This is a genomic window from Pantoea sp. JZ29, from assembly GCF_035190385.1.
Classification (GTDB): domain Bacteria; phylum Pseudomonadota; class Gammaproteobacteria; order Enterobacterales; family Enterobacteriaceae; genus Pantoea; species Pantoea stewartii.
Map to the genome: position 1 here is coordinate 1,768,514 of NZ_CP045241.1, position 11,578 is coordinate 1,780,091.

At 50.8% G+C, this 11,578-nt stretch carries 7 protein-coding genes, 1 tRNA gene and 1 pseudogene; 5 read left to right on the forward strand and 4 right to left on the reverse strand.

Going from position 1 to position 11,578, the window contains the following annotated elements; all coding sequences use genetic code 11:
- Nucleotides 1–10 precede the first annotated feature (10 nt).
- Together GC090_RS08245 and GC090_RS08250 are read left to right on the forward strand one after the other, a co-directional pair.
- Nucleotides 11–4,107: pseudogene (locus GC090_RS08245) on the forward strand (RHS repeat-associated core domain-containing protein).
- A gap of 15 nt (nucleotides 4,108–4,122) precedes the next feature.
- Nucleotides 4,123–4,734: a hypothetical protein gene (locus GC090_RS08250; RefSeq protein ID WP_324021350.1), complete on the forward strand. Its 612-nt coding sequence runs from the start codon at nucleotides 4,123–4,125 to the stop codon at nucleotides 4,732–4,734.
- A gap of 295 nt (nucleotides 4,735–5,029) precedes the next feature.
- Here GC090_RS08250 and GC090_RS08255 read toward each other — a convergent pair whose 3' ends face one another.
- The gene (locus GC090_RS08255; RefSeq protein ID WP_324021352.1) at nucleotides 5,030–6,268 is read right to left on the reverse strand and encodes an MFS transporter; all 1,239 of its coding nucleotides are present in this window, start codon (nucleotides 6,266–6,268) and stop codon (nucleotides 5,030–5,032) included.
- 674 nt (nucleotides 6,269–6,942) lie between these two features.
- Here GC090_RS08255 and hemH point away from each other — a divergent pair.
- Nucleotides 6,943–7,905: a ferrochelatase gene (gene hemH / locus GC090_RS08260; protein ID WP_006119604.1), complete on the forward strand. Its 963-nt coding sequence runs from the start codon at nucleotides 6,943–6,945 to the stop codon at nucleotides 7,903–7,905.
- Between the two features lie 201 nt (nucleotides 7,906–8,106).
- Here hemH and GC090_RS08265 read toward each other — a convergent pair.
- The 3 genes from GC090_RS08265 to GC090_RS08275 form a co-directional block, all read right to left on the reverse strand.
- Nucleotides 8,107–8,182, reverse strand: a tRNA-Asn gene (locus tag GC090_RS08265).
- 112 nt (nucleotides 8,183–8,294) lie between these two features.
- Nucleotides 8,295–9,062 carry a DgsA anti-repressor MtfA gene (gene mtfA, locus GC090_RS08270; RefSeq protein WP_324021354.1) on the reverse strand — a complete coding sequence of 256 codons (768 nt, stop codon included), beginning with the start codon at nucleotides 9,060–9,062 and terminating at the stop codon, nucleotides 8,295–8,297.
- A gap of 165 nt (nucleotides 9,063–9,227) precedes the next feature.
- Nucleotides 9,228–9,911, reverse strand: a complete 684-nt coding sequence (locus tag GC090_RS08275) for an ASCH domain-containing protein (RefSeq protein WP_033742103.1) — start codon at nucleotides 9,909–9,911, stop codon at nucleotides 9,228–9,230.
- A gap of 610 nt (nucleotides 9,912–10,521) precedes the next feature.
- Between GC090_RS08275 and GC090_RS08280 the strand changes: the two genes are divergently transcribed.
- Both GC090_RS08280 and GC090_RS08285 read left to right on the forward strand, forming a co-directional pair.
- Nucleotides 10,522–11,226, forward strand: a complete 705-nt coding sequence (locus GC090_RS08280) for a phosphohydrolase (protein WP_033742101.1) — start codon at nucleotides 10,522–10,524, stop codon at nucleotides 11,224–11,226.
- A 73-nt stretch (nucleotides 11,227–11,299) separates the two neighbouring features.
- Nucleotides 11,300–11,551: an Arc family DNA-binding protein gene (locus tag GC090_RS08285; protein WP_006119599.1), complete on the forward strand. Its 252-nt coding sequence runs from the start codon at nucleotides 11,300–11,302 to the stop codon at nucleotides 11,549–11,551.
- The last annotated feature ends 27 nt before the right edge of the window (nucleotides 11,552–11,578 follow it).

An 11,578-nucleotide genomic window follows, 5' to 3' on the forward strand; every position in this document is an offset into this window, starting at 1 on the left:
GGCCTGATTCATGCATTCCGGTGCGCACTTTGATCCGCAGCTAGGACTGGACATTCACACCTATCCCTGGCCTTTACCGACGCCTCACATCGGTATTGTGTTTGATGTGTTTGACTATCTGCCATTGATTGGCACTACGGTGCATGTTAACAGCATCAAACGGGCCAGCGCGGGAACGGGTGGAATGTCGATACATATCCCCGTTGGCGGCGTTTGGGTGCCGCCGTTGCGTGCGCCCGGCGGCCCACAGATTGAAGATGAGCTGTTTATGGGCAGTAAAACGGTTTCGGTGGATGGTGAACCGTTTTCCCGAATTGGCATGCCGGTACTGAGTTGCAATATTGTCGGTATGATTCCCCCGTTTCGCCTCAAGCGCGTCACTAAACCCAAACCGTTGTCTCTGACGCTACCGCTGACGTTCAACCTGGCCATCCCCAACAATGTCATCGTAGGCGGGCCACCAACAATCAATTTGATGGCGCTGCTGATGCGTGCCGGGTTGAGCGGTCTGGGAAAAGGGCTGAAGAAGTTCCGGAAGTCGGTGAAATGGCAAAATTTCATGAAACGCTTTGGCGACTACAGGCGCAAATTGTTTCGTAATATGGAGCCAGGGGTTCTCAAGTGTAAGGTTCTGCGAGCGGAACCGGTCGATATTCGGGATGGCAGCGTCAGTCTTGAACAGCAGGATTTCCTGTTGCCGGGCCGGCTGCCGCTGGCCTGGCATCGGACGTATTCGTCGGCCGATGTTGAAACGGCAGGACTTTGTGGCTATGGCTGGCTGACACCCGCGGATACCCGGCTGGAAATCCTGACTGAAGAGGGCATTGCGCTCTTTATTCAGCCTGACGGGATGACGCTTTTTGCCGCCCTGCCACAGGAAGACGGACGTAAACATGCTGTCATGGGGTTGCCGGATGGCAGCCGCCTGTGGCGAGACAGCGCCCAGGGCCAGGTGACCTGGTGCGTTGAGCAGGAAGCGGGGATCCTGTGGCATTTCACCGGTGCCGATGGGCGGTTACCGATACAGCAATTATCCGATCGTAACGGAAACGGCTGGGCCTTTGAATGGCAGGACGAGATGCTGATTCGGCTTCGCGAATTCAGCCTTAACGGGTTGACCGGACGAGAGGTCCTTGTCACTCATGATAAGGGCCGCCTGAGTAGCTTACGCCTGCACAATGCGCTGGACGGTGACATCACGCCGCTGACGCGCTACGAATATCATGCCAATGGTCAACTTAGCGCCGAAATTGATGCGCTATCGCATCCCCGGCGTTTTGACTATCAACAGTTTTATCTGGTCAGTCACTTTGACCGAAACGGCCAGGGATTTCATTACCAGTACAATCAGGACTGGCGCGTCATTCACGCCTGGGGTGACGGCGGCGTCTGGGACTACCACTTTGCTTACGAACCGCTGCTCAATGAGGTTGAAGTAACGGATTCACTGGGCCACCTCTCACGTATTACGTTTGACGACAATGGTCTGCCGATCGCCGAAATCGATCCCTGTGGCGGGAATACGGTATTTCGTTACGACGACTTTGGTCGAACGGTAGAAGTGATTGAACCGGATGGCAGCATTCATCAATGGGAATATGATGCGCAGGGCCGCATGGTCGCTGAGCATTTACCCGACGGCAGCATGGTGCAGGCCGTTTACAATGAGGATGGCCTGCCGCTGGCGATCACCGATCAGAAAGGTGCGGTCTGGCACGCCGACTATGACAGCGGTGGCAACCTTATTGCCAGTCGCGATCCGGGCGGTGTGACGGCCCGTTATCAGTTCGATCGGCTTGGCCAACTGACCCAGGCGAATGAGCCGGGTGCACCGCAAACAGAGTATCGGTATGACCGCTTTGGTTTCCTGCTGGTGGTCAGCGTGGCAGGCGCGGGAGAGACGCGTTTCAGGCACAACGTACGTGGGAATTTACTGGAACGTGCTGATGCCAGTAACGGTGTGACCCGTTTTTACTGGGATTCGAAAGATCGCCTCATCGCCACGGTCGACCCGGCGGGTGGCGATGTCCGGATTGAGTATGACCGTGAAGATGAGCCTGTCACGTTTACCGATGAAGTGGGGCAGACCACGCGTTTTTACTATAACGGCACAGGCATGCTCACCGCCTGTGAAACGCCTGATGGTGCCCGGCTGGGTTATGAATACGATCCTGAGGACCGCCTGCTGGCCATGATTAATCAATCTGGTCAACGCTGGCAGATGGAACGAGATGGGCTTGGACGTGTGACGGCCGAGCAGGATTATTGGGGACAAAAAACGCAGTACCGTTGGGACAAAGGCAGCCGCCTGGCCGCACGTTGCGATCCGCTCGGACGTGAGGTGCACTATGGCTACGATAAAGCCGGGCGCCTGAGTGAACGACGTAGCGGTGATACCTTACAGGCAACGTTCCACTATGATCCCTGCGGAAGGCTGGTGCTCTGCCAGAATCCCTGGCGGCGACTCAGCTGGCGCTACGATGACGCGGGACGGTTACTGACAGAAGATCAGGACGGCTTTCAACTTCGCTACCATTATGACGAGCAGGGACGTTTGCACGAGCGTGAAAGCGACAGTGGCCATCGGGTGGTTTATCGGTACGATGCGTATCAACGTTTACGCACCGTGCAACTCAACACTGATTCGCCGATCACCTTTGATTATGATGCCGCGGGACGGTGTATTCATGAACAGTTGTCAGAGGCATTGACGCGCACCCTGAATTACGACCACCAGGGACGGCTTACGTCACAGCAGGTACTACAAAATGATTTACCGCTGTTTGCCAGTGGCTTTGTCTATGACAAAAGCGGAAATATGACTGCGCGTCACGACAGCCAGTGGGGCAACGATCGCTATCGTTATGACCCTGTGGGCAGGCTGACGGCACATATCACCCCTGACGGGGCACTGCGAAAGTTTGTGCAGGATGCAACAGGTAGCCATTTGCAGACGCAAACCCGTGAGGTTAATGACCGCGCGGAAGGTTGGTTCCGGGAGGGCGTGCATCAGGGCGTTCGTTATGTTTATGATCGTGCCGGTGAGTTACGCCAGCGACGCCGAGTCGCGGGGACCGCGGGTGATCAGGATGAAAAAGAAGATTTCCTCTGGGATGAAAATCGACAACTGATTGCGGTGCGTAAAGGGAACCATCAGGTGCGCTATGGCTATGATGGGCTGGGCCGCCGGGTGTTTAAGCAAACCGACAGCGAAACGCGCTGGTTCTACTGGCAGGAGGACGCGCTGGTGGGCGAAACGCTCACCCGCACACATGAACCTCTGGCCGCGCAGAGTATCTTTGATACAGGCAGTCGCCTTAAGCGACAAAAAGCACAGGCTGCACTGTTCAGCACGATGCGGGAATACGTCTATTATCCCGGCACGTTTCGACCGCTGGCGTTGCTGACGCAACAGGGGGACAGTAAACAAAGCTGGCACTATCACTGCGATCCTAATGGCGCACCAGTCAGACTGACATCCGTTACTGGTGAGATTGTCTGGGCAGAAAAAACCGGTGTCTGGGGTGAAAAAGGCCAAATCTTTGCTGATCAGATCGAAAACCCCCTGCGTTTTCAGGGGCAGTATTTTGATGCCGAGACGGGGTTACATTATAACCGCTATCGGTATTATGACCCTGAGATTGCGGCGTATATCAGTCAGGATCCGATAGGGCTGGCGGGGGGATTAATCTCTACTCTTATGCGACGAATCCGCTTTCATGGATCGATCCATTAGGATTGAGTTGCTCCAGAGATGCTAAGATTCTTAGGCAAAATATGGTGGCTGCTGGTAAAATAGAGCCTAATTTCAAAAACTCTGCGCACCATATTGTTATGTCGAACTCTACTGATTCGCGAATGGTTGCTCTTCAAGTGAAAATGAAAAAGCTTAAAATAGATATCAATACTCCTGAAAATGGAATATTTTTGCCTACAAATAGTAAAGTTCAACTTCCTCCCGGGAATACTTTACCTAACCATGCAAGTATTCATACAAACGCTTATAAACAGAAGGTTTTTGATCGTTTAACTTCAATGAATAATAGCGCTGACTTCTTGAAGGAACTGAATAAAATGAATTTAGAAATATCTCGTGGTATATTTTAAGTTTTAGGAGGTATTATGTGTGAGTTAACCGATGTTGAAAAGAAATATGTCGAAGTAAGTTCAAATAGTGAAAGATGTTTGGCCGAGTATACATCTTTTATATCGTCAGAAAAGAAGCGTACTGTAATAAGTAAAGGTGCTTTGTATAACTTGCGGCCTTATGAGATAGAGCGCGCTGGTTTTAAAAAAGGCCGAAAACTTAATAAATTACCATCAGTTATAAAAAACACATACGTTTACTACTTTGATTCGCAAGACCGTATAATATTAATTGAAACATATGGCCAGTCTGAAAATATAATCAATAAAGAATTCTGCATTTACACTGATGATTCTTTGGAACGAATTTATTTTACAAGCACAGGAGTGCTGAGGAATATATCAATATCTTTTTTTGAGGCGTCAATGTTAAAAAAAGAGATGAATTGGGGGATGTATGGATGTAGTACATCTGAGTATATGTACGATGGTATTACTTTGGAAAAAATAGCTGTGCGTCAGAAAGAGCATCATGATACCTCCTTTTCAGATTTTAATGTCATCTTTAAATACAAAGGTGATGAGCTGGAAAGCATTACAAATGTTTTCCCTAACGGTTATCAAGAGCAACGATTTCCACAGTCATAAATAAAATGAGCCGGGTAGGGGTAAATCATCCCGGCTTTTATTGCTTGTCTATACTATAGAGTAAGTAAGCATATTTTCATGCACTGCTAAACTAAGCCTGATCAAGATCCTCGCACAGTTAATCATTATTATTCTGGCAAAGTAAAATGCTCTAACATACGGCATCTCAACAGCTTCAGTGCAGTTAATGACGCGCCTTTATGTAAGTAACTTTAGAATTCAGTGTTCCAGCCATATGCTGTTAATTAAAACATTAAGCGCTCGATCTGACTTTTTTGACATCTAATCCCACCACTCACACCACCGTCTCATTCTCAAGCTTCTGCCTTTTCCGCAGATTCGGAAAGAGCATCATCCAGAGCCCAACCACCACCAGTGTCCCGACGCCGCCAATGACGGCGGCGGGCACCGCGCCCATCCATGCCGCGAGCAGCCCGGATTCAAACTCACCCAACTGATTTGAGGTATTGATAAAGATAGCGTTAACCGCATTGACGCGGCCGCGCATCGTATCCGGTGTATCCAGCTGAACCAGTGCGCCACGGATCACCATGCTCACCATATCGAAACCGCCCAGTGCGGCCAGCGCCAGCAGAGAAAGCCACAGTTTTGTTGAGAGCGCAAACAGCAGCGTCGCCAGGCCAAAACCGGCCACGGAACCAAACATAATCATGCCGACATGTTTTTCCAGCTTATGACGGCTGAGCCAGACACCGACCAACAGGGCACCCACTGACGGCGCACCGCGTAACAGGCCAAGTCCCCATGGCCCGGTGTGCAGAATATCCTGGACGAAGACAGGGAGCAGGGCGGTCGCCCCGCCCAGTAACACGGCGAACAGGTCGAGCGATATTACGCCCAGAACATCCTTGCGTTCGCGAATAAAGCGCACGCCCATAAACATGTTCGACAGCGTCATCGGCACACGTTCCTGAGGAGGGCGTTCATAACGTAAGCAACCCACCAGTATCAGCGAGAATAAATAAAACAGGGCTGAAACCCCGTAAACCACCTCGGGACCGGCTATATACAGCAGGCCACCCAGCGTTGGCCCGACGATCACCGCCGCCTGACCGCCAACAGAGCTGGCCGCCATGGCGCGCGCCAGAATCGGTGGCGGGACCAGCGCCGGCAACATAGAGGTAATGGCTGGCCATTCCAGGGCTTTCGCCAGCGAAATCAGAAAGACCAGCCCCCAGATTTCAAGTTTGTCTGCCCAGTGCAATAGCGTCAGCGCCACCAGGCCGAGCAGCGCGGCCCACTCAATCAGTTGGCCGATAACCACGATACGGCGGCGGTCGAACTGATCGGCCAGATGTCCTGCCGGCAACGCCAGAAGCACTGAGGGCAGAAACTGCATCAGGCCAATCATGCCTAACGCCATCGCGCTGTGGGTTATTGCATAGATTTGCCAGCTGACGGCCACGGAAAACATCTGAAAACCAAATGAAGAGCAGGTTCGGGCGAGCCAAAACGCCACAAATGACCTGTGTTGCAGCAGCGAGTCTTCGCCTGTTGAAACGCCTGTACGCATCCTGATTCCTGTCCCGAAAAGCCTCGCGGCAAAAGTGATTGCCTCAGTCTGATTGATGACCATGATGCGGTCTGGTTTTTTCTGACTAAAGCATGGCGATGTTACTGCCTGGCGGTCCGCGCGATATTCACGACATGGGCAGCGTCAGTCAGCACAGATAGAGCCCTAAATATTAGCATGCTCAATATTCAGTTTAACAAATCAAAATATCGACAAGATGTGATTTTAACCCGCTGAATAATGGGGAATTGACGGATTACTTTTTATCATTCACCACAGAAAATGTACGAGCCGATCGGAAGGGACGCGACTTATCAGAGCTATTGGTCTTTCGTCGACGCAGCGATGATAAGATACGATCCAATGTTTTTTGACCGTCAGGCAAAGCCGTGTCAAAAAGCAAATAAAGGCGGGCTCGCAGGGCATAACGCTTTTTACGGCGTAAAAGACGTTAAAGCCCGCCTGACTGTTTCATTCATGGCCCGGGCTCATAAGGCGGCGTAAGACGTCAGCAAAGACGTTGGCAGGCTGACTCGACGTCGTCGCAGAAGTTCCCGCCAGGCCTTCGTTTCGCCGTCACTGACGCAAAAGGCGCAGACGGAGGAGATGATGTCCCTGAGTGTGCTACAGTGTTCAGGCACTTTTTTTCCTTGGGTTTTCAGAGGTCCCAGCTAATGACGAATAAACAGGGTGTTTTAATTGTTAACCTTGGAACACCAAAAGAACCCACGACTGCTGCGGTTAAAACATTTTTATCGAAATTTTTGCACGACTACAGAGTGGTCGATTTACCCCGGATCCTGTGGTGCCCGATCCTGCATGGCGTAATTATCCCGCTACGCGCCAAACGCGTGGCCAAATTATACTCCTCTATCTGGATGGACGAAGGTTCACCGCTGATGGTGTACAGCGTCCGTCAGGCGCGCGCACTGGAAGCGCTGACAGGCATGCCTGTTGAGCTGGGCATGAGTTATGGTGAGCCGAGCATCGGGGGCGCTATCGACAGGCTGCTGGCGAAAGGTGTCGATAAAATTATCGTTATTCCTTTGTATCCGCAGTTTTCCTCGTCCACCGTGTCATCCGTTTTCGACAGCGTGAGTCGTCACCTGCAGACGATGAAGAACCGCTACACACCGGCGATCAACTTCATCAACGACTATGCCGATCATCCTGCTTATATCGATGCGTTAAAAACCTCCGTGCTTGAATCGTTTGAGGCCAATGGCGTGCCGGATGCCTTACTGGTCTCCTATCACGGTATACCGGTCAGGTTTTCAAACGAAGGCGACAAATATCAGGAGCGTTGTGCGTTAACGACAAAATTACTCACCGACGCCCTGAACATGCCTTCGCTAAAAGTAGTGATGACCTTCCAGTCACGCTTCGGCAGGGAACCCTGGTTGACGCCCTATACCGATGAAACCATTAAAAATCTGCCTGCGGAAGGCGTGAAAAGCCTGCAGGTAATCAGTCCGGGCTTTGCGGCAGACTGTCTGGAAACGCTGGAAGAACTGGATGAGCAGAACAGGGAAATCTTTATGCATGCGGGTGGGACATCCTTCACCTATATTCCTGCGCTCAATGATAAACCTGTTCATATTGAGATGCTGCGCCAGCTGGCGGAGGGCGCGAAATAGCTGCGGTCCGTCACTTGTTAAAGACCGGTAGCGACAAAGCCAGAATGCGTTCATTCTGGCTTTGTTTTTTTTATTAACCTGCAGCATTTTATGATGGCAGATTGCTAAATTTGGCCGTAAAGCAACGCGCGGAGAGAAGACAGAGAAAGGCGATCGGCTGAAAACCAAAAAGCCTGCTCGTAAGCAGGCTTTTTTTAATTCTGGCTCCTCTGACTGGACTCGAACCAGTGACATACGGATTAACAGTCCGCCGTTCTACCGACTGAACTACAGAGGAATCGTGTGAACGAGGCGAATAGTAACGAGGTCGGCTCAGGGTGTCAACAGTATAAAAGCGTTTAGCATTCAACTGGCTAGCTTTAAAGCAATGCGTCTGCAAAGCAGGCGATTTAGTCGTGAGCGGCTCCTGTTCTGCTTAACGGGTCCTGCTGATAAAAGTGCTGAAGATGACAGTACATGGCCGGGAAACGCTCCGCCAGCAGGGCCGGGGCCGTAAAAAAATACTCGGATAATACCGCGAAACACTCTGCCGGATCGCTGGCGGCATAAGGATCGATGCTGGCGGCCTGCTCACCGACACTTTCCACTTCATGTTCAATCCCGGCCATCGCGCTACGCAAATCTTTTTCCCATTGGGCAACCTCACGTAGCGGCATCATTGGCACGCCGCTGGTATAACCGCTACCGCGCGCATCCAGTTTGTGCGCCACTTCATGAATGACCAGGTTGTAGCCGGAAAGATCGAAGGAGTCCTGAATATCCAGCCAGTTGAGCACGATTGGCCCTTGCGTCCAGCTTTGCCCGGCATGGACGGCGGGAGCGTGATGGACCAGGCCATGCTCATCCTGCCACAGGTCATCCACATTGAAAGGCTCGGGATAAATGAGCACTTCGTGAAAGCCGTCCAGCCAGTCGAGCCCCAGCTTCAGCACCGGTAGGCAGAACAGCAAAGCAATGCGCACGGTACGCAGCGTATCAAGCTGACAGCCTTCAAGCGGAACCAGTTTTTTTTGCTGCAGAAAATGCTGAGCCATGGCCTGCAGCGACTGACGTTCATCGTGGTTGAGGAGGGTAAAAATCGGCTGTGTCAGCCCGGCCTGCCAGGGCAGGTCAGTCAGATCCGTATTGCTGTGTGTTTTCCATGGCCATTTAAACATCGTTGGTTCCGCACTGAATGCTGCAATTGCAGAACCCTGAGCGACCAGACAGTAAAATGCCAGCATCAAAACGGCATGCTGGCATCGTCAGGCTTCAGGGATGAAGGAGCAATATTCAACCTGTTAGCAAGGAAATTGTCTGTGATTCAGCCCACAAAGCGCAGGCTAAGTTGATTCGCGCGTGGCACGCTCGAACTCAATAACCCAAACCCACGGGTTAACCTGCCAGCTGGTTGCCCCATACTGTTTTTGCCAGGCTTTGCGATAGGCTTCTTTGGGCAGTTCAGAATTGACGTTCATGGTAAAGAAGTTGTTCAGGAAGTGCGAGTCGGTCTGCACACCTTCCGCCATAATGTCGTCTTCACTAATATCCTGAATCTGCTCTGCGCGCACATCCGTAATAATCAGGTCGATGCGGCTTGCCCAGCGCGGCATATGAATGGCTGTTTGCCAGCCAAACTGCTCGGCGTCCGGTCCGCCTGACGTATGTTGGCCCAGTTCATTGCTGTCCGCCCGGTACTGGCAAAAGTCCGGCGAGCGAAACGGGGTGGGATCGCGTTCATAATCCGCCAGCGCATGTTCAGGCACGATGGGGCCACGCCAGGTTTCGCGGACCCAGAGCTTGTCGCCAGGCATGCCGTAAGGACAATGATAACGAATGTCGTTCATGGCCATCATTTTGTCACCGTGCAGGTGATTAGCCTGCACATCAAAGGCATGTACCCCTTCATGATGATCCTGGCCTGGACCAAAAGCCTGCGTTTTCATTATGCGCCGGGTTTGGGTTTGTTGGCCAACCAGCAGGGCTCGGACCCGCTGTTCGGAAAAAAGAATCGGTCGCTCTTTCATGGATTACCTCTTTTTATTAGTCGATCCCGGTTACTGCTGAAACAAAAAGGGCACCTAAATGGTGGCAATATCATAAAAAATATAAATCATTATTCCTGATAATTGGCCACCGTGTGGTTCGCTCAGTTGTGATGATTTTTAATCCACCGGACAGGTGTGGATAAAAAATCATCAGCACTGCTGTTAACGCGTATTACCGGACATCTGATAGTGAGAATACAGTACGTTATATCGGCAAAAATAGGAACCTTTTCAGATTTATCCATCTATAATTTTCGCCGCTTTTATTGTTTTTTACATTTTTATTATGACATTAATTCCCTCACTCTGAGATAAAATAGCGCTGATTAATCATTATTAATATTAAACTATTCATCCTGCCTAAAACTGAATCAGTCAAGGCTGAAAAAGCAGCAAATGGCTGTTTTCCTGGTAGCAAATTGCCATAAAAATGATCAGCGTCTCATTTTTAAGAGGAATTTAAAGGTCCCGACCGGCTTTTTCCTTAGCGATGTAAAGAAAATGTCATTAGCCATTCGTTATGATGACAAAGCCTATACGCGTAACAGGTCGTCAATTGAGACGAAAATAACCCTTACAGGAAAAGATTATGTCACTTGCACTTTGGCAGGCTCGCTATGAAACCTGGTTTGAAAAAAACTGGATTCATGATGATGGCGCACACGATATTGCGCATTTACGTCGGGTCTGGATGAGCGCGCAGCGCATTATGGCAGGTACATCTGCCGACCCCCTGATCGTCCTGACTGCCTGCTACTTTCATGACGTGGTGAACTTACCGAAAAACCATCCTGAACGTCATAAGGCTTCCACTTACGCCGCCAGCGAAACGCAGCGTATCCTGCAGCAGGACTTTACGGATTTTCCTGCCGAATTAATCGCTGGAGTGATGCACGCGGTTCAGGCACACAGTTTTAGCGCGGCCATCACGCCTGAAACCCCTGAAGCGAAAATCGTTCAGGATGCCGATCGGCTGGAATCGCTGGGTGCAATCGGGCTGGCCCGGGTGTTTTACACGGCCGGTACGATGAACCGTCCTCTGTTCAACAGTGAAGACCCGCTGGGGAAAGCGCGTGAACTTAATGATGTGAAATGGACACTGGATCACTTTCAAACCAAGCTGTTAAGGTTGCCTGAAACGATGCAAACCGAAGCAGGGCGGAGACTCGCAGAACACAACGCGGACTTCCTGGTACGCTATATGGCCAAGTTGTGTGCTGAGCTGCAGGGTAATCTGGTTAGTCTGGATGAAGCAGTACTTCGTGATTTTAGTCCCTTACACGCTGAATATTAAATTTTTATGACAGTATAGGAATCGATACAGTCATCCGGTAGCGTGGAAGCAATAACAAAAAAGGAGTGAGGAAATGACCGAAACTGTTAATTTGACGATTAAAATTGATCCTGCATTGAAAGAACACATTAAACAGCTGGCGCTTGAAAACCAGGTATCAATGAGTCAGGAGATCGTGCAACGTCTGCAGGCCAGCCTCGAAGCACCTTCTCAGCCCGCCATCGACAGTCAGAACACGGAAGAAGGCGCGTCGGATGCTTTAAGTTCCAGCGAAATTAAACAACTGCGTACGCTGCTTAAGAAGCAGAGTAAGAAAAAGAAATAATGGTTATCGGTTGTTCTCGCGATGAAA

Excerpts from the sequence above, each read along its gene's own strand:
- GC090_RS08250 (WP_324021350.1), top strand. The coding sequence starts at position 4,123 with ATGTGTGAGTTAACCGATGTTGAAAAGAAATATGTCGAAGTAAGTTCA.
- GC090_RS08255 (WP_324021352.1), bottom strand. The coding sequence starts at position 6,268 with ATGCGTACAGGCGTTTCAACAGGCGAAGACTCGCTGCTGCAACACAGG.
- hemH (WP_006119604.1), top strand. The coding sequence starts at position 6,943 with ATGACGAATAAACAGGGTGTTTTAATTGTTAACCTTGGAACACCAAAA.
- mtfA (WP_324021354.1), bottom strand. The coding sequence starts at position 9,062 with ATGTTTAAATGGCCATGGAAAACACACAGCAATACGGATCTGACTGAC.
- GC090_RS08275 (WP_033742103.1), bottom strand. The coding sequence starts at position 9,911 with ATGAAAGAGCGACCGATTCTTTTTTCCGAACAGCGGGTCCGAGCCCTG.
- GC090_RS08280 (WP_033742101.1), top strand. The coding sequence starts at position 10,522 with ATGTCACTTGCACTTTGGCAGGCTCGCTATGAAACCTGGTTTGAAAAA.
- GC090_RS08285 (WP_006119599.1), top strand. The coding sequence starts at position 11,300 with ATGACCGAAACTGTTAATTTGACGATTAAAATTGATCCTGCATTGAAA.